Below are 23,230 nucleotides of genomic sequence, written 5' to 3'. Positions count from 1 at the left end.
GAGCGGGCAAAGGCGCACGAAGGAGCGCTGATGGATCTGAGGGACTTATGAGGCCCTGAAAACGAAAAACCCGGCGCGGTGGCCGGGTTCTGAATTTGATGTTTGCCGGAGGCAAAATTGTCACGATGGGAGAAAGCTTGCCTCAGGCGCACATTTGTCGTCAAGCAGCACTTTTCATTATTTTTATCGCCGAAGAGACAGGCACCAAAGCGGCTTTGTCCAGGTCGTTGCATGAATCGAAACAGCACTGCACGAACTCACCCCATTCGCGCTCCCAGTTCCTGGAGTCGAGCTCGAAGCCGAACCAGTGCATCAGCCAGCCGCGGAATGCTTCAGGTGTCGGGCATGGGTCCACTCCTTCGCTCTGCCCGCCCTGGTGCATCCGACGGTACCGGTAGAGAACGCCCCGGGCTACGTGCTTGGCCTTCTCGAACTTCTTCGCGTACATGCGCTGGCCCATGGCGTAGGCAGTCCTGAATAGGGCCTCCTCTGCTTCCTCGCGGTCGTCATCGGTGGCCAGCGGACTGTACATGTGGTTGCCGAACGCCTTCAGGTGGGCAGGCAGCGTGTCGACGGCCTGCTGCACCCGGCCTGCAAGCGCCTGGTGCGCCGCATGAGTGGCAGTCTTACCGCGTTCTGTGCGCTGTACCATGCAGCCGAGTAAGCCCATCTCCTGCATGACTGCGCCCTGGCTGTCCCGGGCTGTGTAGTAGGCATCGTGCCAGGCCAAGCGTGCCGAGTTAAGTTTCATCATGCTGCAGCCCTCTTGAGTTCTCTGGTCTTGGCCCGGTAAGCGGCCTTGATCGCCTTCAGGTCGTCGACGGTGTACTTGCGCACGCTCTGGTCAGCCTCAAGCGCTTCAACTGCTGTCAGGCCGATGCGAGCTATCAGGCCGATCCGGTAGTCAACGGCATTGCCCGATAGGAATCGGTTGTCCTGCTTGCTTTGTGCGTGGCAGTTGCGCTCATCGAACCGCAGGTGCGGTGCAGAGCCGACGCTTCGATAATGGCCGGCATCCACTGCATTCCCGCTCCAATCGAGTGGCTTGCCACTGGAAATACATAGGTGGCCGGCGACCTGGTCACGAGTGCGGATGTACTCGTTGAACGCCTGCTGGGCTTCGCGCATGTGGTCGCTGCGAGACTTCAGCTTCTCCTTCCTGGCCCTGATCTCCCTGCGCTCAACCTGAGCCAACGACTTCCTGGCCTTCTCCTTGTTCGTGTCGACCGTCGCAAGTGCACACTTGGGGCTGCATACCGCCTGGCCGAGGCGCTGAGGAACGAACGATTCCCCGCAGGATTGGTTTTTGCACTTCTTCGGGCGTCGTGGCTTGGCGATCATGCGAAACTCCCAATCATGTCCGCGGCGGCCAGAGCCGCCTCCTCGCTTTCGAAGTGAGCCGAAAGAACCAAACGCCAGCAGGCGTTGAAGACGTCGCGATACAGCGGCTCGAACTCGGTATCATCCATGGATGCCCAGGAGATCGATTTGCGCTCTTTGCGGATACCGTCAGGGGTCTGCACCAGGTGGTAGTGGCCGGCCTCGATTGTGATCCAGTCGCGGAATGCTTCGCGGGACTTGTCCACGGCCGGGAATCTTTCGGCGCGGTCCTTCTCAAGCTGCGCGATGTAGGCCTCCACTGCATGCGAGAGTTGCCCGGGCTTGCCGCTGGCTTCCTCGAAGAATTTCGCCAGCCCTCGAATGCCCCGCAGCTCCTGGCGCGGGATCAGGCCGCCGACCGGCTCCCAGTAGTCCCAGGCAAGATCCAGCATGGCGAAGAACTTCCCGTGGAAACGGGCGTTGCGCATCTTGGTGAACTTGCCATGGATGACCTGACCGGTCTTCCAGGTCTGGATGGCTTCGCGGTCGGCCTCGGTGGCAGGAACGAGACCCTGGGCGGTGCGGATAAGGGCGAGATCAGCCATGGTTCGCCTCCTTCAACCAACGGCGCATCGACAGGTCGCAGCCCACGACCAGGCACACGCCATTGGCCATGCCTCGATGGGTGGCGCGCCGGCGGCAACCACAGCCGCAGCGGCGGCGCGACTTCGCGTCGACCGGCTCGTGGTACCGAATCTGGCCAGGCAGGCCGCCGACATGACCCCAGCCATCCATTCCGCCGCGCATGGCCGCCGACCGCGCCGTAGGCGACATCGAGTTGAGATCAGCCATGGGATGCCTCCTTGGCCATGGCCGCATCAAAGCTCGCAATCCGGGTGTCGGTCTGCTGGTCGAACTGCTCATCAGTGAAGCCCTGACGGTTGGCTGCACGCCGAACCCCACGGTATCGCTCCGCATCCTTCCGCAGGGCCTCATGCTCATCAGGGAGGAACGGCAACACAGTCTTATGCGGCAGGCGCAGCCCATTTGCCGCTGCGCTCACCTGATCTAGGGCGTTCTCTGGTGCATCGAGAGAACCCAGAACCTGGTATATCTCGCCGGCCATAGCACGCAGTGCCTCGTTCTCGACCTTGAGCTGGTCATAGGCTTCCGCCATTACCACCTCGGGTCCGTGCGGGTCGTAGCTGATCCGGTTGCCGCCCTCGGAAAGCATCTTGACTACGTTGTAACGATGGACTTCGGTCATGGCGCCACCTTCAGGCCCTGGGCTTTCATGGCTTTCTGGAATGCAGTACGGCAGTCGAGCACTGCGGCCCCAGCGACATCAGAGTTGGTGTAGTCGTAGTGGTCAGGCCAGACCGGCTCTACCACCACGGCCTCGCGGGAGGCCTGCCAGCCCTCCCAAAGCCAGTTGTACTTTCCGATAGTGATCGCCTGATCCAGCTTCCAGATGTCCACCACTTCGTACATCCCGATGCTTTCCTTCCAGGCAACACCGGCAGGCACTGGGAATTTCGCCTCGAACTGCTCGCGCATCTTGTTGGTGCCCATCACACACCCTCCTTGCGCAGCCGCGCAGACTCACCGGTGAACACCAGGCCGATGCCGCGACCTTCCCGTAGGCGGTCTACCGATCGCTCGCCTAGCACTTCGCCCAGGCGGTCGAAATCCAGATTGGAAATAACGATGGTCGGGCGCTGATCCTCGTACCGGCCGTTGATCACGGTGAACAGGGTCGCCAGCTCGTACTCGCTGGGCTTGGTGGCCCCGACTTCGTCGATGATCAGCAGGTCAGGATCGACCAGGCTGGCGAATGCCTGGGCCTCGGTGTATTCGGCCTTGTCGCCGTAGCTGCCCTTGATGTACTGGAGCATTCCAGCGACGGTGCGATAGACGGCGGTCATGCCGGTACCGATCATGATTGCGCCGGCGATGGCCGCGGCCAGGTGAGTCTTGCCGGTTCCCGGGGTGCCGGTCATCACCACGCAGCGGCCGTCATCACGGTGCTGTCGGAAGTTCTCGGCGTATTGCTTGCACCGGGCCAGGTTGTGGCGCTGGTTCTCAGTTTCCGCCCGGTAGTTGGCAAAGGTCTTGTCCATGAACCGGCGAGGAATCAGGGAAGCCCCCAGTTTGCGCTCCAGGCGGTTGGCAGCGGCACGGTCCTGCTCTGCCTGGCGGTCGATGCCTTCCTGCGCGTCTCGGGCCTCCCTGGCGCAATCAGGGCATCCACTCTGCCCGCTCTTGCGGATGATCACAGCGAACTCACCGTGCTTGTCGCACTTGCCCGGCTGCTTGGCGATCACGCCCAGGCGTCGTTCGATGTCGTTCACTTCCAGGTCGATGGCGTTAGAAATCATAGGTTCCGTCCTCGTTCTGGGTGCGGCCACTGGCGTAGTCGATCAGGTCGAAGCCGTGGTGGCGGGAGTTCGTGGGTGGCTGCGAGCTGTTGTCGCGGATGCGATTGATCACCCACTTGGCCTTAAAGCCCTGCCAGCCGGCGGACAGCGCTTCGGTGATTGCGTCGGATGCGGAGATTCCAGCCTGGGCACACTTGGCGAGCTCGGTGTTCACGGTTGACCAGACAGTCGCAGTGACGGCGGCCTTCTTCACCTTGCGCTGGGCCAGCCAGTCGGCCAGCAATTGCTCTGGCACCTGGTGCGGGTTGTCGGCCAGCAACTGGGCCAATCCGAACGGGGTCTTGCGATCAGCCTTTGGCTCGGGAACCGGCTCGGCCTGAACCTTGGGGGGGCATGTAACATCTTCCGAAGGAAGATTTACATAGGGGGTTTCTTTCTTTGAATAAAGAAGGGAAGTTGCCGTTTCGGTCTCACTCGGCTCTTTTCTCAGTGAGACGATTTGAGCTGAGTGAGACGATTTGGTCTCAGTGAGATTCTTTGTTTTTTCCTCAAAGAAAACCCACTCCGACACGGGGGATATCCCGATGTCGCCACGGCTTCCGCCGATCCGGTAGATAACCCGGCGCTCCAGCAAATGGCTGATCGCCTTCGACGTGACGTCCCGGCGCATGTTGGTCAACTTGCCGAGATCATCGGCGGTAAGGCGCTTCGTTTCGACCTGGTACCCAATGGTTTGACGGGCGATAGCCATCACAACCCGCAACTCACGGGCTGGCAGATCTACTGTGGAAAGCGCCTCCATAACGGAATTGTCCATTCGGGTGAACCCCCTGGACTTGTCAATGGAGACGATTTTTGTCATGATTTTCCTCACATGTTGCTGTAGCGAAATCGCCGACCTTGTCCGTCGGCTTTTTTGTGAATGTCAGGCTGCAGGCCTTCCGTGGTTCTCGTGAAATCCGTACTTGATGTTTGCAGCCCTTCTCGCGGCTACTGCCTCATCGATTGAGTCGAAGTAGCCAAGGTGGATAAAGGCGCCATCCACTCGAATCCTTGCTCTCCACTTTCGCCCTTCCCTGGTTACTCCCATTGCACCTGTAGAGCTGTTTGTTCGTACTTTTTGGTTGCGGAGATTTTCCTGTCGGCTCACCTCTCTTAGGTTTTCGATTCGGTTGTCAGAGCGATTTCCATTGATATGGTCGAGCTCTCCAGGCCAGTTGCCGTAGACACAAAGCCAAATCACTCGGTGAGCTTTGTAGGTATGGCCTTGATACTGAAAGTGGACATATCCCCAGCCGTTTACTCCTCCGCAAATTGATCCGGCCTTTGCGAACTGGCGATCAATTCGATTCACCAGCTTTCCGTCCACCACCTCGAAGAGCCGCCTTGCCTCTTGAGCTGTAATCCTCTCCGCCATCAGCCATTCGACTCTGGCGCTAGATCTGCCTTGTAGAGCTCATCGAAAGCAGCCTTGACAGACCTGGCGCAGGAAACGGCTACGTCTTTCATGTCTTGCGGGTAAGCCTCTCCGAGACTTTTCGTCAGTACCGCCTGGAGTGTTTCAACCTCGGCCGCAGATGGATCTCGCTTCGTATTCATGGCCCTTCTCCTGCTCTGTTAAGGCCCTATTCAGGGCTGTCGGCGAAACGGTAAAACCGCCCCGCGAGGCGCTTTTGGCGCCGTTCTCTTCTTCAGTTCGTTCTGGATCAGCTCTGCTGCCAGGACGCCAGGGTCCAATCCCCTTCTCTGCGCCAAAGCCTTGAGCAACCCGTCGAACTCTTCGTCCAGAGGGACGGCAGTAATCCGTTCAGGCATAGAGCCTCCTCGGGCTCTTCAGGCCGCTGTGCCATGTCCGGTATCTTGCTCACCCAGTTCGGAAAGCATGCTGCGGAGGCTTGCCTCCAGCAGTTCACGCGCCAGGACTGCCTTTTGCGTGCGGTGGAACTTGGCCAGCGACCGGAGAAGGTCGTCGGTGTCTTGATCCAGGCGAACTCGCGTTATCTGGTCATGCAGATGGCTGCGGTCGTCGTAGGCCATACAGGTGCTGCTCCTTGCTGTAGGTGGTTAGGCGGCGGATTTGACTGGCGCGATCGAAGCCAGAAGACGCGGAGCCTTAAATGGCTTCCCGTTGGCTTTTGCCAGGGCGGCGATCTTCTCGGCGTACTTCGTTTCGCCGGTGTATTCGGTGCGCGGGAGACACCCAGCAGTGAGCCACTTGTAGACGGCACGCGGCGTCTTCCCGCAAGCGATCGCAACGGCAGCGACACCGCCCGCATCATCGATTGCTTTTTTGAGCTCCTGCATGAGGGCCTCCAGAATAAATATGAACTGCAAGTACATATTATGTCGGAACTGAAAGTACATGCAAGCGCATGCGAACATGAACCCATGGTTCAGATCGAAGAGTTACGTATGGCGTTTGTGAAGCGCCTGAAAGAAGCCCTGGCAGCCAACGACTTGGCCGAGTGGGGTGCGGGCGCTCGCTTGGCAAAAATGGCTGGCGTTACACCAAAAGCATCAAGCAAGTGGATGAACGGCGAGGCCATGCCTGGAGGCGCAAAGATGCTCGCCTTGGCGAATGCCTTGTCTGTTCGTGTCGAATGGCTTGAATACGGCCGGGGCGAAATGAGAGACGCCCCGCCACCAGCGCCTGCCGGCGTTGCAGAGCCAGAAAGCACATACCGCGGCTTCGACCTGGGAGAAGACCCGAGCTATTCCGGAGTGACCCAGCTGTCTGCGCGTGCTGCTGCCGGATCCGGCGCGGACAACTCACACGTCGAGATCCGCGGCGTCCTTGCATTCAAGTCTGACTGGCTACGGGCCAACCGGCTCAACCCGAAAGGCCTGGATGTGATCTATGCCGAGGGCGACAGCATGGATCCCACGATCAACAGCGGCGACGTGCTGCTCGTGGATCGATCCAAGTTTGAGCCCAGGGACGGCCAGATCTTCGCCCTGCAAAGTGAGTCCAAGGGCACGATCGTCAAGCGCCTGGTGAAGTCGGAGATCGACGGATGGATCATCCGTAGCGACAACCCGCGGTACCGCGATGAGATGCTGAGGGATGGGGAGATCAACGAGGTGCGCATCATCGGGCGCGTGGTCTGGCGCGGCGGGATGCTTTAGATTTCAGTGCAATTGATTTCAATAATCCTCCCTATCAGCCGATACCATGACTGAACCAGCGCGATCTGTGTTCGTCTGATCTATAGTGACGTTGCGCGCCACGTTTTGTAATTTCGAATTTCGTGGCGCGGAATTCAGTTGACTTTGCGTTACAGGATTTCATAATCCACCTCCGGATCGCTTGACAACATGATGATGACAAGCGCCGATGTAATCATAGGAGATGACCATGTCCGACAAAAATGTGAATCTTTTCGAGGCTTACCTTGTGAATGGTCGCAGGTCGATGACTGCATCCCAATTTGCTGATTTCGTTAAAACCGATCGGGACGAGATCAAAAAGGTGAGATTTGTACCGCCAGTGATCGGCTCCGAAGGGTTCGGCCGGTTTGATGTGGAGCTGAACTCCAAGCACTTCGAGGTGGCTTTTGACTGAACCAGAACAGGAAGTTCTTGAGCCTGAAAAGGCAATGAAAGCCACGGAGCTGGTTGGGGTCCTCACGAAAATGGCTGAGGCCAACACCAAGGAACAAGAGGTCAAGCGTCATGAGCTTGACATCAAACAGCAGGAGATAGCATCCAACGAGAGGATTGCGATGGCTGCAATTGACGCTCAAAAGTCCTTCCATGAGGGGCGGTGGGCAAAATACAACAGCCACCTGATCCATCGGTATGTGTTCATCTCCATTTTTGCGGCGTTGGTCTTTGGATTTTCGGGGGTCGCTATCCATATGGGCGCCAAGGATCTGATTATGGACCTCGCAAAATTGGGAGCTTCCCTTGCCGCAGGTACCTTTGGTGGTTACCACTGGGGCAAAAATAAAGGGAAAAGCAGCAGCCAAGAACAGGGCGAGTGATCGCCAAGCGACTACAAGCCCGGCCCAGCGCCGGGCCTTTTGTTTCCGCCCTACTCCGCCTTTCTGATGTCTACGCCTGACACATAATCAGCAGATCGATACGGCGCCATTTCCTGACAATTGATTACCCCACCGAGCCCGCGGGCGATGTTCCACCCATCCATGTAGAGCCTATTCGCAGCGATACTCTTGATCTGAGGGTACGACTTCGCGATGTCGCCAACCTTTAGCCATCCGCCTAAATCTCCAGCATTCATACCGTTTTTATAGTCTGAGCACCCAGATAGCCATATCTGCCCGGCGTCCTGGTTGGCTTGCTGGCGGGTGTAGCTCTGCGCCGCCTTGCTGGTAAGGCTGTAGTAATCCTCAAAGTTCTGAGCGCTACTATTTTTGCGGACGTACGCAATCGACTTCATGGCGTCCGCTTTCATTTTTTCCGAGCTGATTTTCTCGCAGTCGTTGCCGATCGTGAGAAACGTCTCCTTGCCCTCATGCCATAGAACTGAGCATCCAGGGTAATCGTATTTGTACCCCCTCATGAACGAACGGCTTTCCTGTGGAACGCTGTAATCGCCCGCGATGCAAGCCGTACCAAGCATGGATAGCCATATGGAGGCCGTCGCAACAATCCTTTTCATCGCTCTCTCCTGTCTACGAATGCGCCGATTGTAGCAGTCGCCCTAAGCCAGCTGGAGGTATCGCTGAGCGGGCTTTTTGTCGCCTTCGAGAAAAATATGAACTTTTGGTACTTGACCAATGTGAACCGTTGGTACATATTTCATCCCAACGAGGCGCCACTGAGTCCCTCGCCAGGCCCTCAAGGCCACCGCTCTTTAAAAACCTGAAATCTTCGCGGATCGATCCCTGGAACCAGGTACAGCGCGAAACACAAATTTCGATCCCCATGCAGGCTCTGGAACCTGCCGGACTCCCCATATGGGGGTACGCCAAACCATGCAAGCCAGTCGGGAAGAACACCGTCCACGAAATGTGTGACCCGGCCAGAGAGAGGACTCCGGCGCCGCGCATGGGGAGGAGAACAGATTTCACTGCTTGGCCTTCGAGGTTGAGGGCCAATCGGGAAATCAACCCGACACAGGAATACCGCAATGACCGAACAACAGAAACTGACTCCACCAGCCATCGGTGAAGTATGGGAAGGCCAAGGCGGCATCTATGCCGGCATCGTTCCTGCACGTAACGGCGCCGAGGCCTATCACCTGATCATCGGCGCCGAACTGGGTCGCTTCGAGTGGGGCCCTTACGGCGAGGATTCTCCGGCTAAGAGCATGCTCGACGGGAAGGCGAACACCCAGGCCCTGGTCGACGCAGATGCCGAATACCCCGCCGCTATCGCAGCCTACGAGCACAAGGCCGACGGCCATGCCGATTTCTACCTGCCGGCCGCTGCCGAGCTGTACGAGGCCTGGCTGAACTTGGGTAAAAACGATTTCGGCTGGGTCTGGTCTAGTTCGCAGTGCTCAGCCACCATCGCCTACAGCCTGGGCTTCGAAGGTGGCTGGCTCGTCATCAACGTCAAGGACCTCGAGCGTCTCGTGCGCCCCGTCCGCAGATTCATTCAGTAATTCATTCCTTCAATCCGATCTTCCTGTACCAGGTAAACCACATGCTCATGATCATTCTGATCGGCGCAGCGCTCAGTCACGTGCGGCCAGAACCGCCAACTGAAGAACGCCTGCCAGCCGATCGTCCGGCGCGCATACGCGAAAAACCTCGAATGCGAATCGGGGCCCCAGTGTTCTGGCACTAAAGGTCCCGCCCAAAAACTGTAACGACATGCATTGGTTACGCATAGGTGAAAGCCCCGACCGTCCAGCGGGGCTTTCTTTTGCGCCTCTATTCGTCAGCGCTCCCCGGCGCCCACCGGCAGATAGCCGAGCGAGAGCGTTGACGAATACAGGCGATCGATAGACGCCCAGGAGGGCCCCATGAACTACGAAATCGCAGTGGAAGGCGTGGTCCTGCTGGTCGAGGTCACGTCGTGCATCAACGAGCCGTCGCGCCCCTGGGTTCGCGACAGCGACTGGGACTTCCATGGCTGCCGCGAGCTGGAGTGGCACGTGGTGTCCGGCGTCACCTACGACGGTGACGGTATCCCGATGGATGTTCCGGCGGATGAACTGGCCGAGATCGCCCAGGCCAACACGGTCGCCATCGAGCGGGAAATCTGGTTCGAGATCGACAACCGGGGCACCCGCAGGAGGGCAGCATGAGCCGGCGCAGCATTGCAGTCGGCATGATCGACGCTCGGTTTGACTGCCTGCGGGCCGGCCAGACCTCGGAAGGGCTGTTCCGAGAAACGTCGATGGCCGTTGAAATGGCGTACGCCTTGGGCGCAATCAACGATTCGGAGTACTCGACGTACAAGGGTCGCTTCGATCGCTTCTATCAGGCCCAGGCCGACGCCTTCCTGGCCGACATACGGAGGACTGTGCCGTGACGATCATCTGCCGCACCTCGAAACAACTGGCTGAAGCCCTGCATAAGCAGGGCTTTTTTCTTGTCTCCGACCTGCCCCGGCCGCTTCGCCTCGAAGTCAGGCGCGGGATGATCATTGCGAGGGTGTCATGAGCTATTCACGCGCCGACTACTACGCCGAGGGCTTGGCTGAAGCCTTCGAAGAACACGGCATCACTGCTACCCACGAGCAAATCACTGCGGTGGCAAGCGATATCGTCATCTGGGTGGAGAATCAGGGCATGGCCTTCTACGAGCCGCCAGCATCTGACCGTCTCAACGACATTGAGCGAGAGTGGAGAGGCAAGCTCGACGCTCTACAACGTGAATACGACGCGTACCGAACTAATGCCGAGACAGCAGTTCGAAGGGCTCTGCGTCAGCACAGCGATACCAACGTCAGTATCGAAAAGCACGGCGAGGTGTATCGGCACGGTGGTCGCACGGAACAACTTCTGTGACCGCATCCCAGCGCCGCCGGCGCCTACTGATCTGGCGCGGATCCTTCCCCGCTCTCGCCATCTTCACACTCTTGATGCTGCTCAGCGCTCTCGCTGATCGCGTCACTTCCTGATCTTCAACTTCAAGCGCTGCGCACGTCGCGGCAGGGAGTCACCGTGTCCGCACAACAGCAAGTCATTACCATCGAAGACATCAGCGCGGAGAACGCGCCATCCATCTACGTGGCCGGCGGCCTGGTCCAGTTCTTCGAAGCGGTGCAAGCGAAGGTCTCCACCGAGGTACCCGATCTGAGCACCCGCAAAGGCCGCGAGCGTATCGCCTCGCTGGCAGCAACGGTCAGCAAATCGAAAGCGGCTGTGGAGAAGCCGGGCCGCGATTACCTGAAACGCTTGAAGGAAATGCCAAAGGTCGTCGAGGCTGAGCTGCGCGAGTTCGTCACAAAGATGGATGCTCTGCGCGACGCCACCCGACAGCCACTGACGGATTGGGAACAGAAAGAGCTGGCCCGGACCGATGCGCATGTCGACGGCATCCAGCGGATTAAAGACCTGGTTGTTTTCGATGAAACACCCAGCACCGAGCACGTCGCCCAGCTCATCGCCGGCCTGGAACTGGTCGCGATCGACGAAAGTTGGGAAGAGTTCCTGGCCGAAGCCGCCCAGGTGAAGGATCAGACGCTGACCAAGCTTCGCGCCGTGCACGCCGAGCGCGCCCAGTACGAAGCCGAGCAGGCCGAACTAGCCCGCCTGCGCCGCGAAGCAGACGAGCGCGCCGAGCAAGACCGCATCCGGGCAGCGCAGGAAGCTGCGGTCGAGGCGGAGCGCCAGCGTGTGGCCCAGGAGCAGCAGGCAGCTCGTGAAGCCGCGGCCCGCCGCGAGCAGGAGCTGATCGATCAAGCTGCCGCGCAAGAGCGAGAAGCCGAGAACCAGCGCCTGCAGCTCAAGTTGCAGGCCGAGCAGGCAGAGCGCGCCCGCATTCAGGCTGAGGCAGACCGGGTTGCAACCGAGCAGCGGATGGAGCAGGAGCGCCTGGCCGCAGCCCGTCGGCAGGAAGAAGCAGCCGAGCAGGCCCGTCTGGATGAGCAGCGTCGCGCCAAGGAGGCCGCCGACGAAATCATCCGCCAGCAAAACGCCCGCGAAGCCGACGAGGCCCACCGTCGCAGCGTCAATCGCGCTGCACTTGAGGCGTTCATCGCCGGCGGCATGCCGGAAGCCTGTGCCAAGCAGGCAGTCACCCTGATTGCCCAGCGCAAGATCCCCAACATCACCATCCAGTACTGAGGTTGCCATGAGCAATGTATCCAGGGCCGAGCCCATTTCTCAGGCGCCGACCGTCACTACCGAGTCGGTCACAATCCTGCAGATCATCCAGCAGGTCGCCATGTCTCCGAGCGCCGACATCGACAAGATGGAACGCTTGATGGTCATGCACCAGAACATCCAGGCGCAGCAGGCCAAGCAGCAGTATGACGAGGCGCTCGCCGCGATGCAGGAAGAGCTTCCAGTCATTGGGGAACGCGGCGGCATCAAGGACAAGAACGGTCGAATCCAGAGCACCTACGCGCTTTGGGAGGACATCAACGAGATGATCAAGCCGGTGCTTGCCCGCCACGGCTTCGCTCTCTCCTTCCGCACACCACGCAATGAGCGCGGCATCGAGGTAGAGGGGGTGCTGAGTCATCGCGCCGGCCATCGCGAAACGACTTCGCTTGTGCTGCCCGCCGACACCACTGGAAGCAAGAACGGCGTCCAGGCCGTGGCATCGAGCGTGAGTTACGGGAAGCGGTACACCGCCGGCGCACTGCTCAACTTCACCACCACTGGCGAGGATGACGACGGCAACGGTGCAGTTGTGACGCCGAGGGTGACCTCTGTGCAGGCAGCGCAGTTGGCCATGCTGCTCGAGCGCTGCAGCGAAAAGGCCAAAGCTACGTTCGCCAACATCCACGGCACCCCATCAGCCGTCGAGAAGGCGGCCTTTGACCAAGTGCTCGGCATGCTCACCAAGTCCGCCAAGCAGAACGAATCGGTAACCGAGGAGACGCAGAATGCAGATAATCACTGACGTTGAGCAAGGAACTCCGGAATGGCTCGCCCTGCGACTGGGGATCATCACCTGCTCCGAACTGGATTGCCTGCTGGTCGCCGGAAAAGGTGAAGCGGGCTTCGGCGTGGCCGCCTTCACCTATATGGACCAGTTGATCGGTGAGCGTATCACCGAGGAGGCGGCAGAAATTCCATTTCAGACCAAGGCGACAATGCGCGGCCATGAACTCGAGGGCACGGCTCTCCAGCTTTACGAAGGCCTCGAAGGGATCAAGACCCAGTCAGCCGGAATTATCCTCAACCACGGTATCGGGTACTCGCCCGACGCCCTGGTCGGGGAGCGTGGTCTCACTGAGATCAAGACCAAGCTGCCCAAATTCCAGGTCAGCGTAATCCTGGCCGGCGAGGTCCCCAAAGAACACATGGCCCAGTGCCAAGGCGGCCTTTGGGTGTCCGAGCGCGAGTGGCTGGATTTCATCAGCTATTGGCCCGGGATGCCCCTGTTCGTCAAGCGCGTCTATCGCGACGAAGCAATGATCCGGAAGCTGTCGGAGCGCGTGAAGACCTTCTACGAAATCCTCGACGATCGCATGAATCGCGTTCTAGGAATCGCAGCATGAACGACAACTACATCCTGGCCGGCGACGAGCGCCAGGCCAAACTGGAGGCAGCGAAAGCTGCCTTCTTTGCATCTGGTGGTCGCGCCACTGAGTTGCCGACCTACCGCACTGCCCCGCTGCCGGCCCGCAGTTCGCGGATCGACCCTGACACCGTCCTGGCGCGCAAGCGCCGCCGGCCAAGCCCAGCAGAGCGCCATGTTCTGCGCAAAATGGCGGACTCGCTATGAGCAAGCGCAAGCCCAACAACATGAAGGCCAGGATCGAACGCTCCTGCCGCGCCCTCCTCTCAACCAACCACGTCGCCGTCGTCAACATCGACCCCAGCGGCCGCCAGGGCATGATCAACTACAAGTCGCTGAAGAACATTGCGCCCGGGAAGATCGGCCAGGCCGTATGCGGGATTGCTCATCGCTGGACGATCTACCTCAGCGTGATGTGCATCGACGCCCGCGGCGACCGGTACACCAAATCGGTCGAGGTAGCCCCGGCCGGCGTCTACCTCTCGGACCACCTCGAGGACGTGATCGAGCACTGCTACAAGGAACTGCGCGAATCGGCGAACCCTTCCCAGGTCGTTGCCTCTGGCTGGATTGCGATACCTGAGGCGATGTCGCTGGACGAAGACCATGCAGCCAGGATCTTCGAAGCGGTCGGCGCCTGGAACCAGGTAAAGGTCGCAGCATGAGGCGAATCAACAACCGAGTGCAGCAGCGCCGAAGCCAGTTGCACATTCACCTGCCGCCCAGCGGCATACAGGAGGCTCCTGATGGCTATGCCCCAAGCCGAGCGCGACGACCGGCGCCGCAAGAAGGCTGCCGCACTGCAGGAGGAAGACCTGCGTTTGAAGGTTCGACCAGGGACTAAACAGGCCCTGCGAGAACTGATGGAGTGGGCCGGGATCGAGGAACAGGGCGAGGCGATGACGCTGATGATTCATCGCCTACATGAACTCACTCGCGACGAAGCAGTCAAGCTGCTCACACCTCCGCGCCACAAAATCGAACTAAGCGGAAACGTGGCGCGCAAGCTTGACCGGTTCCGCATAAGTCGCGAGCTTCGCGCTCCCGTCCTTGAACTCGGCGACGACCCGGATGATATCGGCCTGACCCTGCTCACAGAACTGGTCTGACGAGTACCAAATCAAAGCTCAAGTTCGGAGTAATGCGTGTCAATGACAGTCTGTGCACGGCTCATAGCGGATGTAGCGTAGCGGTAGAAGATCTGCAGTTCATCGTAGCCAATGCCATTCAATTCATGATCTTGAATCTGCCGGCATCGATACAGCGCCGTTTCAATGAGCCCGTAATCCATAACTTCGTTTGCCACTTGCTCTCCGTGGGCGGCACGGATCGCTCGACCGATACTTGCAACCTCTTGCAGCTTCGCTTGAGCTGCGGCAGCACCGCCCATCTCAAGGTGACGAATCTGCTCCCAAACAGAATCAATAACTGGATTTCTCACGACAACTCCTTTTGTCCGGCTCCATGCCGGTTCCCCTTAATACCCCAACCAATCACAAATTGCCACCATGCTGAATCCTCGGCAGGTCGGCGCTCACCCTGGAGATACCCATGACCCAAGAAACCCAGAAGACCGTAGCTGCCGCCGACCTCCCTGCTCGAGGTCAACCACTCGCCGGCGGCAAGTTCGTCACCCGTTACTGGCTCGGTAATCAGGAGCGCGCCCTTGTGCTGCTCGACAGCGAGCTTTCCGGCGAATATGGCGATTACGGCCAGGACATTCCTGGTGCCGCCTCCTACTCCGACGGCGAGGCCAACACTCGAGCCATGGCCGAGGCCGGCAGCGTGATCGCCAAGCAGGCGCTAGAACTGGATGCGTTCATCCCATCGTGTCTAGAGGGTCAGCTGCTGATGGCGGCCAAGGCTGAGGGCCTGGTTGAACTGCGCGAGGATCGCTGGCACTACATGAGCACGCAGTACTCAGCCAACTACGCCTACTACATGGGCTTCGAAGATGGCTGGCTCGGCAGCTACCTCGGCAAGAGCATCGAGCGTCTCGTGCGCCCCGTCCGCAGCCTCATTATCCAGTAATTCACCCCTTCAATGCTTTTCATCGCAGGCGATTCCGGGTTCGTCAGGACGGCGATCAGACCAGAAACGTGCCGGGCAGTGCCGGCCGCCTGCAACCTACTTCCTCAGGAGAATTCAATGCAAGCGAATCAACTGACGACCTACACCCGTGGCGACCTGGTGATCAGTAGCCCGGATGAACAGGTAGTGCTGAAGCTGGCCAGCCTGGCGATCGGCATCGCGCCGGCAGCGAATGAAGCTGGCATCCCTGCTATCGGCCAGCCATGGCCCGGCGAAGGGGGCGTGAATGGCGGTCTGTTTCCAGGCAACGGCAAGCCCTACTACCTGATCGTGCCAACCGGCGCCGATGCCGAAGCAAGGCACGTGTTCGGCGGCCACGGTGAGGAACTCGAATGTGCGAACAGCCTGCACGATGGGATGGCCAATACCGCAGACCTGGCGGAAGCCGCCGGCAACTACCCCGCCGCTCAGTTCTGCGCAGCATTCGAGCGCGACGGCCACAGCGATTTCTATCTGATGTCGCGGCGCGAGGCGCAGTTTCTTGAGATCACCGTGCCGGAGGTTTTCAGTAAGGCCTACCACTGGACCAGTACGCAGTACTCAGCCCTCAACGCCTACCTCATGTCCTTCGAAGATGGCTGGCTCCACCACGGCGTCAAGGACTTCGAGCGTCTCGTGCGCCCCGTCCGCAGAAAGTACATTTGATCATTCAGTTATTCATTCCTGGGCGCCTCGGCGCCCTCGCTTTTAGGAGGCCAGGATGGCAAAGAAAGTATTGCCAACCCTTGCTGAGCGGCTGGCAGAGCGATCAATCGCCGATGGGGAGTGCCTCATCTGGATGGGCGCAACTGCTGGAAAATTCAAGTACGGTCAGATCAAGGTAGATGGTCGAATGCAGTACTGCCATCGTCTCTCCTACCAGCAGAGCAAGGGCGACATACCAGCCGGAATGCTGGTGATGCACACCTGTGACCGGCCTGCGTGCATAAATCCAGATCACCTAGTTCTCGGCACGCAAAAAAAACAACATGGACGACATGAGGATGAAGGGGCGAGAGCCTAGCAACAAGGGAGAGCAGAACGGTCGCTCAATCCTCACGGCAGCAGATGCAGAAGAAATACGACTCACCTACAAGCGGTACTGCCGAAAATTAGGTGCTCCAGCATTGGCCATGAAATATGGCGTTGGGACCCAGGCAATCCTTGACATCATCCGGGGAAAGAACTGGGCAAGCTGACCGCAGCATCGACTTCGTTGGGCACGCCATCAAGCCGCACCGCCGGACAACCCGCAAGCGCTCAGTGGCCCAGGCCATGAAGCGTGTCGCTGCGGTGCCACCGGAAAACCTGCGCGAGACGGCCAACAGCTACTTCGGCCTTCTCACCCAGGCCAGCCACAGCCAGAAAGACCGCGCTGCACTCGCGAACCTGGTTCTTCGTCGCGGACACGTCGTCAACGGCGAGCTGACCAAGACCTACCCGAAACGATAGCGCTGCAAGCCAGCGCCCTCCCCACCTCAACGAATCACGCCACCCCGGCGAGGGCGGCGTATGCACGCAAGGACCACAACATGACCTGTATGACCTCCCTCGCCCTGCCCTTCGAAAAGGAGCTGGTAGTCGATCTCTTCGCCGGCGGCGGCGGCGCCAGCAGTGGTATTGCCGAGGCTTACCGCGAGCCGGATGTGGCTGTGAACCACAACCCAATCGCCCTGGCCGTGCACCGCGCCAACCACCCGCAGACCGAGCACTACGTGGCGGATGTGTTCGAGGTCGACCCGATCCTGGCCACCAAGGGGCAGCCGGTCGGCATCCTGTGGGCATCGCCCGATTGCCGCCACCACAGCAAGGCCAAGGGCGGAAAGCCGCGCAACCGCAAGATTCGCGGCCTAGCCTGGGTGATCATTCGCTGGGCTTACCAGACCAGCCCGCGCCTGATCTTCCTTGAGAACGTCGAAGAATTCGCCGACTGGGGGCCGCTCGACGAACACAGCAAGCCGATCAAGGCTGAGCGTGGCCGGACGTTCAGGGCATTCGTCGACGTGCTGGGCAACGGAATCCCCGAAGATCACCCAGACCTTCCAGAGATCCTGGCCGAGATCGGCGAACACGTGCCAAAAGAGGCGTTGGTGCGCGGTTTGCGATACAACTTCGAGCACCAGGTGCGGATTGCATCGAATCAGGGTGTCCCGACCATTCGCAAACGCCTGTATGGCATCGCGCGGCGCGACGGAAAGCCCATCGTTTGGCCGGCACCGGCGTTCCATAAGCATCCTACGAAGGGCCAGCAGCCCTGGCGCCAGGCGGCTGAGTGCATCGACTGGGATCTGGAAGGCCGTACGATCTTCCGTGATGACGCACTGGTAGAGAACACCATGAACCGGATCGCTAAGGGACTCTGGCGCCACACGCTTGCCTGCAACGATCCGTTCATTGTCCCGCTGCGCGGCACCTCGGAATCGCATACCAGCACCCATAGCATCAACGATCCTGTGTCCACCATCAGTGGGGGCGGGACTCATCATGCGTTGGTGCAGCCCACAATGGCCCTAGCTGGGCACCTGACCGAGCACGCCAACGGATCAACTCAGCGCACATTCGACGCGAAAGAGCCGCTGCGTACCCAGGTCGCCCAGGTCAAAGGCGGCCATTTCGCATTGGTCGGGGCGCACCTCACACACCTGACCCATCATGGCGATCGATCAGGCTACCCAGCTACTGAGCCGGTGATGACGGTGACCGGAGCGAACCGTGGCGAACAGGCCGTTGTCTGCGCTCACATGACAGCCTTCGGACAGAATGCAATTGGTAGCTCTCCTGCCGAGCCAGTGCAGACTGTGATGGCCGGCGCCACTAGACACGGTGTCGTAGCTGCGTTCTTCGAGCAAGCAAATGGCGGTTTCTACGATGGAGGCGGCAGGCCAGCCGACGCGCCGCTGTCGACGATTCTTGGCAGAGGTACCAATCAGCGCTTGGTCAGCGCCTACATGGTGAAGTATTACGGCGCCGAGAAGGACGGAATTTCGCTACGGGAGCCGGTGCACACTATCCCGTCGAAGGACCGCATGGCCGTGGTCGAGGTGGTGCAATTGCACAGCCACACGCTGACTGATGAACAGCTGGCCGGCGCCAAGCGATGTGCCGCATTCCTACGCAAGTACCTGCCCCAGCATTTCACCGAGCACGCAGATATCGTAATGGTCGGCGACTACGTGCTGATCGACATCACTCTGCGCATGTTGCAACCGCACGAGCTGAAGCGCGCCCAGGGCTTCCGCAAGGACTACATCATTGACCGTGGCCTGTTCCTCGATCCGATAACCGGAGAACTGTACTGGAAGCCGATCAATAAGACTGACCAGGTGAAGCTGCTGGGCAACAGCGTATGCCCGGAAGAAGCCCGGGTACTGGTTGAGGCCAACGCCGCCGACTTGATCGAGCTGTACCAGCGCCTGGCTGCGTAGCTCACAGCCACGGAACGGTAGCCAGCCATTCGGCCAAGCGCATAAGCATTTCGCCCAGCAGGTTGATCAGGAGCTGGTAAAGCAGTTCTGCAATGAAGTGTCTCATGCGGCGAATCTCTCTGTTTGTCGATAGGGAAATTCTGCCGACCGACCGCCGCTGTTTCCTCTTGTGGGAAATTCACATTCCGCTGGAACAGCGGCAATCAGATTTATGAACTCAGTCAGTTTTTTCACGGTTAAGCCTCAATAGGGTTTAGTTCGAGACTGCTCTGACGCCGTCTCTTCCTAATGTAGGGGGTTCCACTTCCCTACTCCCTGTCACTGACTTCCACGCTTACTTCTATGCCGGCGTTCATCCGGCAAGGACTCCCCATGCCCACAGAAAACCGATCCAGTAACGAACAGAAGATGGTCAGCGTGCCGCGCGAGCTGGCTGAGCGAATTGTGAGCCACTGCAAGTTCTGGCATGACCACCCGTACCTTGAGGCCATTGGCGATATAGGTGGGAAGTTTCGCACGCTGCTCGATGCGCCAGCCGCCCAGCACCAGGGCGAGCCGGTCAGCTACCCACCCTGCGACTACTGCGGGATCGTTCCCGACTACCATCCTTGGCACGGCAGCGGACTGCTGGGCGGGGTAGAAAATCGGCATATTCATGCTTGCGATGGGTGCCGCAACAAGCTGCCGGCCGTCCAGCACCAGAGCGAGCCTGTGGCGTGGCGCGTTGCAACGGGGAATTCGTACCGTACTTATGATTTTCTCAGTGATGCAAAAGCTGCTATCACACACTGGAAAAGAACATTTCCAAATGGCGAGGTCGAGGCCGAACCACTCTACACCCGTCCGGCGCCAGTGCACCAGGGCGATCCGGTGGGCTGGCTTGGCGAAGGAGGCACCTTTTATCCCTCGATAGAATCGGCCAGAAAATACCTTCCAGAAGGGCAGCGTTGCCAGCCGCTCTACACCCACTCAGTTCCAGTACAGCAAGGCGAGCCGGTGGCCTGCCGATACCGCCTCAATGATGGCACTGACCGTGCCTGGACTTACCGTGATGGCGTGGTTCCTGTACACCTGTCCCACTACGAGCTGGAAGAGCTATACAAAAACGCAGACAGCGGCGAGGTCGAGCGGCTGCGCAAAGAGAACGAACTGCTGCGCCATGACGTCGGGTCGTTCCTTGAGACGGCGGCGAAGACCTGCGACCTGCTCGGCATCGATATCCAGGCCGCACAAAGCGCCGATGGCAAGCCAAGCGACGTGCTGTTCAAGCACACCCAGGCGCTGCGCGCGAAACTTGCCGAGCGGGAGGCGCTGTTGAAACGGGTACATGACGCCGACATGGCTGCCCGGCACCACCAGCCCTACAACACATCCGCGCTTATTAATGACATTGAGGCAGCCCTATCCGCCAGCGCAGAGCCGATCCCGTTCCCTGGCTACCCGCCAGTACCAGAGGACCGCAAGTTTCCGAACGCGCCGGTTGAGCGCGATGAGCGGGCGGATACAACTTGGTGGCGAACACCAGAGCGCGATGCATTCGAAGAATGGGCCGAGGAAGAGGCGGAGATCCGCGAATGCGGATCGACAATTGGCTTGAGCACGGAAGAGCACACAGACCGCTACTGCATGATCTGGACGCAGACCGCATGGGTGGCATGGCAAGCCCGCGCCGCCCTGGAGCGCAAATCCCGATAGGAGTACATTTGTACTCCTTCCCACTGAAACCCCTCTACCCCACCAATTCAGCCGCGGCAGCGGCAAGGACAACTCATGCCTGAAGTAAAGGAACGCCCGATTCTGTTCAGCGGGCCCATGGTCCGCGCCATCATCAGCGGACAGAAGACAGTCACCCGGCGCGCAGTGAGCGCGAAACTCACCAGCCAATTCGACGAACCGCGCGGCCATACCGACATCGAGGCTGGCTACCCGTTCGTTGAGTGTCATGACGGTTTCCATCCAGCGACAGAGTTCTGCCCCTACGGCCAGCCCGGCGACAGGCTGTGGGTGCGCGAAACCTGGGGCGTGATCAGCCACACCTGGAATGAGCATGGAGAAATGGTTGACTGGGTGCCAGACCGGCCAGCCACGGCTATTCGTGAGCTTCCCTTTGGGCGCGGCTACTACTCTGGCCATGTGATCTACGCAGCCGACGGGCCCAGCGAATGGGCCGGTGACGACGACGGGGGCGGCGAGCCTCGCTCTGCATGGCACCCATCTATTCACATGCCACGGGCAGCCAGCCGCATCCTGCTTGAGATCACCGACGTGCGCGTCGAGCGGCTGCAGAACATCACGCCAGACCAGGCCATTGCCGAAGGCGTGAAGACCTGCGAGCAAGACATCGACCCAGACGGCAACGACTACTCGCCCTACGAGCTGTTTGGCGGCCTGTGGACGATGATCAACGGGATGGATTCTTGGAATGCCAATCCTTGGGTCTGGGTCGTCGAGTTCAAGCGGGTGACGCCATGATCGACCTCGCCTACATGGCCTACCTGATCTACAGGGGGCCCAGGTGAACCAGCCACCACTTATCAGCAGCCAGCGACACCTGAATCGAGAGGTAGTCGCCCGGAAGGCAGCGAAGTTCAAGGTGTTCGTGGTCCGCACAGTCGACCTCGAACTGCGGGGCCAGGTCTATCGGATCATCATCGACGGGCACCACAACCTGGCAGCCGCTAACCTGCTGGGCGTGGTGCCAACATGGAAAGGCCCGCCACCCAAGTTCGAGCGCCTCATGTCGCGCATGCCGGCCGCCGCCTTCGCCGACTTCATGATCAACAACCTCACCGACAGCGACTGGTACTTCCACGACACCGGACGCGTCGTCGAAGCCTTGCTCTAACCCATCCCCTCTCATTCAGCCCGCCGGCCGCCACGCGGGCCAGGAGACCTATTGCCATGATCATCGACGACGTGATGACCGACAAAATCACCCTGCACGGCCTGGGCTTCGTGCAGGTGCAACTGCAGGGCGGGCAACGCCTGCACGTATGGCACCCAGAACTACCCCGGCGAGCATGCTTCGAGCACTCAGCCATCCACGACCACCGCTTCAGCTTCATGTCGAGGGTGCTAGTCGGAACCCAGATCAACCACCGCTACCGGCTGCTGGATGATGTAGACGGCGAATTCGTGCTCTACCTCCATGAAGGCAAGCGTCAGGCCGGCGGAGGCCGCCCATGGACACCCGACGGCCGAGCCAACTTGCTGCAAGAGGACACATCAACGATTGCGGCCAACAGCCATTACAACACCTACCACGTCGGCGCCTACGAGTATCACCGCACCGAGCCGGGAGGAGATGGCCGCGTTGCAACCGTCATACAGAAGCAAGCCGAGTACCCTGCCGGCGCTCACTCAACTTGCCGTTACGGCGTCACCCCCGACACCAATTTCGACCGCTACCAGTGGCCCGCCTCGCAGCTCTGGGAAGTCGTGCGCGACGTACTGATGACCTGACCACCAACCTGCCGCCGCCGGCGGCCTGGAGACAAACATGAATCTGATCGACTGCTACGTCACCAGCGTGATGACGCAGCCATACAAGAAATTCGGCCACTGGTGGGTCGACGTGAAATACGAGTCCGAGGGACGCCCGGGCGAATCAAAACTGATGTTCAAGACCAAAGAAGCGGCAGATGCCGTTAAGACAGGTCATCACTTCTTGGCCTGAGGAGGCTATATGGCAAACACAGAAAGCATTGATCGGCTTCTTCGCCTGCCTGACGTGCTGCGAATCACCGGCATGGGCCGCAACACCGTCTATACGCGAATTAAGGAAGGAACGTTCCCAAAACAGGTTAAGATAGGCCCAAAGTCGGTCGCCTGGCGCCAGTCCGAAATCCATGAATGGATGGCCTCTTTGACCCCCAGTAACGACCAATCAGTACATTGAGCAGTACACTGCAAGACCGGTATCTGCTCAAGCCCTTACCCCGCAAGCTATACAGGTCCACCAGTGGAAATCTTCAAAGAGTTTACGTTCGAATCCGCCCACCGCCTGCCCCATGTACCTGAAGGGCACAAGTGTGGTCGCCTGCATGGCCACTCCTTCAAGGTGGCGATCCACCTGAGCGGCGAGATCGACCAGCATACCGGCTGGATTCGTGACTTCTCCGAGATCAAGGCGATCTTCAAGCCGCTGTACGAGCGCCTGGACCACAACTACCTGAACGATATCCCAGGGCTGGAAAACCCCACCAGCGAAAACCTGGCCAAGTGGATCTGGCAGGAACTGAAACCTCTGCTGCCGGAGCTGTCGGCGATTCGTATTCATGAGACCTGTACCAGCGGGTGCATCTATCGCGGGGAGTGAATACCGCACATAAAAAACCACCTGCCAAGGTGGTTTTTTTATGTGCGCAGGATTCTAGCCGGTGACGCGGAGCGTCGGGGTGTGGGGCTGCTGTGCAGCCCAGCGGGGGCA

General features: G+C 59.5%; 36 protein-coding genes and 1 pseudogene. 25 read left to right on the top strand and 12 right to left on the bottom strand.

What is annotated here, in order from left to right:
* Nucleotides 1-160: 160 nt before the first annotated feature.
* From K675_RS0111050 to K675_RS33610, 10 genes are all read right to left on the bottom strand, one after another.
* Nucleotides 161-751 (bottom strand): hypothetical protein, encoded by a 591-nt coding sequence (locus tag K675_RS0111050; protein WP_026145098.1) that lies wholly within the window; start codon nt 749-751, stop codon nt 161-163.
* A complete protein-coding gene (locus K675_RS0111045) occupies nt 751-1,341 on the bottom strand; it encodes a recombination protein NinG (protein WP_017903584.1) in 591 nt (196 codons plus the stop codon). Before K675_RS0111045 ends, K675_RS0111050 begins: the two co-directional genes overlap by 1 nt.
* Nucleotides 1,338-1,925 carry a DUF1367 family protein gene (locus tag K675_RS0111040; RefSeq protein ID WP_017903583.1) on the bottom strand — a complete coding sequence of 196 codons (588 nt, stop codon included), beginning with the start codon at nt 1,923-1,925 and terminating at the stop codon, nt 1,338-1,340. Before K675_RS0111040 ends, K675_RS0111045 begins: the two co-directional genes overlap by 4 nt.
* Nucleotides 1,918-2,172, bottom strand: a complete 255-nt coding sequence (locus K675_RS0111035; RefSeq protein WP_017903582.1) for a hypothetical protein — start codon at nt 2,170-2,172, stop codon at nt 1,918-1,920. The genes K675_RS0111040 and K675_RS0111035 overlap by 8 nt, the downstream gene beginning before the upstream one ends.
* Nucleotides 2,165-2,587 (bottom strand): hypothetical protein, encoded by a 423-nt coding sequence (locus K675_RS30650; protein ID WP_017903581.1) that lies wholly within the window; start codon nt 2,585-2,587, stop codon nt 2,165-2,167. The genes K675_RS0111035 and K675_RS30650 overlap by 8 nt, the downstream gene beginning before the upstream one ends.
* Entirely contained in the window at nt 2,584-2,892 is a 309-nt protein-coding gene (locus tag K675_RS0111025; RefSeq protein WP_017903580.1) for a hypothetical protein, read from the bottom strand. The genes K675_RS30650 and K675_RS0111025 overlap by 4 nt, the downstream gene beginning before the upstream one ends.
* The gene (locus tag K675_RS0111020) at nt 2,892-3,698 is read right to left on the bottom strand and encodes an ATP-binding protein (RefSeq protein WP_017903579.1); all 807 of its coding nucleotides are present in this window, start codon (nt 3,696-3,698) and stop codon (nt 2,892-2,894) included. The genes K675_RS0111025 and K675_RS0111020 overlap by 1 nt, the downstream gene beginning before the upstream one ends.
* The gene (locus tag K675_RS0111015) at nt 3,688-4,560 is read right to left on the bottom strand and encodes a replication protein (RefSeq protein WP_017903578.1); all 873 of its coding nucleotides are present in this window, start codon (nt 4,558-4,560) and stop codon (nt 3,688-3,690) included. The genes K675_RS0111020 and K675_RS0111015 overlap by 11 nt, the downstream gene beginning before the upstream one ends.
* Before the next feature lie 63 nt (nt 4,561-4,623).
* Complete coding sequence (locus K675_RS34110) at nt 4,624-5,115, bottom strand: HNH endonuclease signature motif containing protein (protein ID WP_017903577.1); 492 nt, start codon at nt 5,113-5,115, stop codon at nt 4,624-4,626.
* Nucleotides 5,116-5,531: 416 nt separating this feature from the next.
* Nucleotides 5,532-5,735, bottom strand: a complete 204-nt coding sequence (locus K675_RS33610; protein ID WP_017903574.1) for a hypothetical protein — start codon at nt 5,733-5,735, stop codon at nt 5,532-5,534.
* Between K675_RS33610 and K675_RS33960 the strand changes: the two genes are divergently transcribed.
* The 3 genes from K675_RS33960 (at nt 5,706) to K675_RS0110975 (ending at nt 7,681) form a co-directional block, all read left to right on the top strand.
* Nucleotides 5,706-6,824 (top strand): XRE family transcriptional regulator, encoded by a 1,119-nt coding sequence (locus K675_RS33960; RefSeq protein ID WP_332308403.1) that lies wholly within the window; start codon nt 5,706-5,708, stop codon nt 6,822-6,824. The two genes, K675_RS33610 and K675_RS33960, sit on opposite strands and share 30 nt — an antisense overlap.
* 229 nt (nt 6,825-7,053) lie before the next feature.
* Nucleotides 7,054-7,260 carry a hypothetical protein gene (locus K675_RS30640; RefSeq protein ID WP_017903571.1) on the top strand — a complete coding sequence of 69 codons (207 nt, stop codon included), beginning with the start codon at nt 7,054-7,056 and terminating at the stop codon, nt 7,258-7,260.
* Nucleotides 7,253-7,681 carry a hypothetical protein gene (locus tag K675_RS0110975; protein ID WP_157383925.1) on the top strand — a complete coding sequence of 143 codons (429 nt, stop codon included), beginning with the start codon at nt 7,253-7,255 and terminating at the stop codon, nt 7,679-7,681. The genes K675_RS30640 and K675_RS0110975 overlap by 8 nt, the downstream gene beginning before the upstream one ends.
* Before the next feature lie 50 nt (nt 7,682-7,731).
* On the opposite strand, the gene K675_RS0110970 is transcribed toward K675_RS0110975, so the two are convergent.
* Nucleotides 7,732-8,319: a hypothetical protein gene (locus K675_RS0110970; protein WP_017903569.1), complete on the bottom strand. Its 588-nt coding sequence runs from the start codon at nt 8,317-8,319 to the stop codon at nt 7,732-7,734.
* 471 nt (nt 8,320-8,790) lie between these two features.
* Here K675_RS0110970 and K675_RS0110965 point away from each other — a divergent pair, with 471 nt between their 5' ends.
* The 10 genes from K675_RS0110965 (at nt 8,791) to K675_RS0110915 (ending at nt 14,415) form a co-directional block, all read left to right on the top strand.
* Nucleotides 8,791-9,267, top strand: coding sequence for a hypothetical protein (locus tag K675_RS0110965; RefSeq protein WP_017903568.1), 477 nt, complete (start codon nt 8,791-8,793; stop codon nt 9,265-9,267).
* Between the two features lie 363 nt (nt 9,268-9,630).
* Nucleotides 9,631-9,915 (top strand): hypothetical protein, encoded by a 285-nt coding sequence (locus K675_RS0110960; protein WP_017903567.1) that lies wholly within the window; start codon nt 9,631-9,633, stop codon nt 9,913-9,915.
* Nucleotides 9,912-10,142: a hypothetical protein gene (locus K675_RS0110955; protein WP_017903566.1), complete on the top strand. Its 231-nt coding sequence runs from the start codon at nt 9,912-9,914 to the stop codon at nt 10,140-10,142. Before K675_RS0110960 ends, K675_RS0110955 begins: the two co-directional genes overlap by 4 nt.
* Nucleotides 10,143-10,269: 127 nt before the next feature.
* Complete coding sequence (locus tag K675_RS0110945) at nt 10,270-10,620, top strand: hypothetical protein (protein ID WP_017903564.1); 351 nt, start codon at nt 10,270-10,272, stop codon at nt 10,618-10,620.
* Nucleotides 10,621-10,776: 156 nt separating this feature from the next.
* Nucleotides 10,777-11,901 carry a hypothetical protein gene (locus K675_RS0110940; RefSeq protein WP_017903563.1) on the top strand — a complete coding sequence of 375 codons (1,125 nt, stop codon included), beginning with the start codon at nt 10,777-10,779 and terminating at the stop codon, nt 11,899-11,901.
* A gap of 7 nt (nt 11,902-11,908) precedes the next feature.
* Nucleotides 11,909-12,685, top strand: a complete 777-nt coding sequence (locus K675_RS0110935; protein WP_017903562.1) for an ERF family protein — start codon at nt 11,909-11,911, stop codon at nt 12,683-12,685.
* Nucleotides 12,669-13,286, top strand: a complete 618-nt coding sequence (locus K675_RS0110930; protein ID WP_017903561.1) for a lambda exonuclease family protein — start codon at nt 12,669-12,671, stop codon at nt 13,284-13,286. The genes K675_RS0110935 and K675_RS0110930 overlap by 17 nt, the downstream gene beginning before the upstream one ends.
* Complete coding sequence (locus K675_RS0110925) at nt 13,283-13,513, top strand: hypothetical protein (protein ID WP_017903560.1); 231 nt, start codon at nt 13,283-13,285, stop codon at nt 13,511-13,513. The genes K675_RS0110930 and K675_RS0110925 overlap by 4 nt, the downstream gene beginning before the upstream one ends.
* Nucleotides 13,510-13,971, top strand: a complete 462-nt coding sequence (locus K675_RS0110920) for a hypothetical protein (protein WP_017903559.1) — start codon at nt 13,510-13,512, stop codon at nt 13,969-13,971. The genes K675_RS0110925 and K675_RS0110920 overlap by 4 nt, the downstream gene beginning before the upstream one ends.
* Nucleotides 13,972-14,052: 81 nt before the next feature.
* Nucleotides 14,053-14,415 carry a hypothetical protein gene (locus K675_RS0110915; protein ID WP_017903558.1) on the top strand — a complete coding sequence of 121 codons (363 nt, stop codon included), beginning with the start codon at nt 14,053-14,055 and terminating at the stop codon, nt 14,413-14,415.
* 11 nt (nt 14,416-14,426) lie between these two features.
* Here the strand turns inward: K675_RS0110915 and K675_RS0110910 are convergent, their stop codons facing one another.
* Nucleotides 14,427-14,747: a hypothetical protein gene (locus K675_RS0110910; protein ID WP_017903557.1), complete on the bottom strand. Its 321-nt coding sequence runs from the start codon at nt 14,745-14,747 to the stop codon at nt 14,427-14,429.
* A 110-nt stretch (nt 14,748-14,857) separates the two neighbouring features.
* Here K675_RS0110910 and K675_RS0110905 point away from each other — a divergent pair, with 110 nt between their 5' ends.
* The 12 genes and pseudogenes from K675_RS0110905 to queD all read left to right on the top strand — a co-directional run bounded on the left by K675_RS0110905 (nt 14,858) and on the right by queD (nt 23,119).
* Entirely contained in the window at nt 14,858-15,337 is a 480-nt protein-coding gene (locus K675_RS0110905) for a hypothetical protein (protein ID WP_017903556.1), read from the top strand.
* Between the two features lie 117 nt (nt 15,338-15,454).
* A complete protein-coding gene (locus K675_RS0110900) occupies nt 15,455-16,042 on the top strand; it encodes a DUF1566 domain-containing protein (protein WP_017903555.1) in 588 nt (195 codons plus the stop codon).
* A 55-nt stretch (nt 16,043-16,097) separates the two neighbouring features.
* Entirely contained in the window at nt 16,098-16,400 is a 303-nt protein-coding gene (locus tag K675_RS30635) for an HNH endonuclease signature motif containing protein (protein ID WP_051070746.1), read from the top strand.
* Nucleotides 16,401-16,573: 173 nt separating this feature from the next.
* Nucleotides 16,574-16,828, top strand: a pseudogene (locus tag K675_RS32225) (reverse transcriptase); the annotation flags it as partial.
* Nucleotides 16,829-16,908: 80 nt separating this feature from the next.
* Entirely contained in the window at nt 16,909-18,801 is a 1,893-nt protein-coding gene (locus tag K675_RS0110885) for a DNA cytosine methyltransferase (protein ID WP_017903553.1), read from the top strand.
* Nucleotides 18,802-19,173: 372 nt separating this feature from the next.
* Entirely contained in the window at nt 19,174-20,496 is a 1,323-nt protein-coding gene (locus K675_RS0110875) for a hypothetical protein (RefSeq protein ID WP_017903551.1), read from the top strand.
* 75 nt (nt 20,497-20,571) lie between these two features.
* On the top strand, nt 20,572-21,273 hold the full coding sequence (locus tag K675_RS0110870) for a hypothetical protein (protein WP_017903550.1): 702 nt from the start codon (nt 20,572-20,574) through the stop codon (nt 21,271-21,273).
* Between the two features lie 43 nt (nt 21,274-21,316).
* A complete protein-coding gene (locus tag K675_RS0110865) occupies nt 21,317-21,646 on the top strand; it encodes a hypothetical protein (RefSeq protein WP_017903549.1) in 330 nt (109 codons plus the stop codon).
* Between the two features lie 56 nt (nt 21,647-21,702).
* On the top strand, nt 21,703-22,263 hold the full coding sequence (locus K675_RS0110860) for a hypothetical protein (protein ID WP_017903548.1): 561 nt from the start codon (nt 21,703-21,705) through the stop codon (nt 22,261-22,263).
* Nucleotides 22,264-22,300: 37 nt separating this feature from the next.
* A complete protein-coding gene (locus tag K675_RS33345) occupies nt 22,301-22,477 on the top strand; it encodes a hypothetical protein (RefSeq protein ID WP_017903547.1) in 177 nt (58 codons plus the stop codon).
* A gap of 9 nt (nt 22,478-22,486) precedes the next feature.
* A complete protein-coding gene (locus K675_RS32220) occupies nt 22,487-22,699 on the top strand; it encodes a helix-turn-helix transcriptional regulator (protein WP_037006439.1) in 213 nt (70 codons plus the stop codon).
* A gap of 63 nt (nt 22,700-22,762) precedes the next feature.
* Nucleotides 22,763-23,119: a 6-carboxytetrahydropterin synthase QueD gene (gene queD / locus K675_RS0110850; RefSeq protein ID WP_017903546.1), complete on the top strand. Its 357-nt coding sequence runs from the start codon at nt 22,763-22,765 to the stop codon at nt 23,117-23,119.
* The last annotated feature ends 111 nt before the right edge of the window (nt 23,120-23,230 follow it).

The organism is Pseudomonas fuscovaginae SE-1 (assembly GCF_000364705.1).
Lineage (GTDB): Bacteria > Pseudomonadota > Gammaproteobacteria > Pseudomonadales > Pseudomonadaceae > Aquipseudomonas > Aquipseudomonas fuscovaginae_A.
The sequence above is the reverse complement of the archived record's forward strand: the minus strand, read 5'-3'. Positions and strand labels throughout refer to the sequence as shown.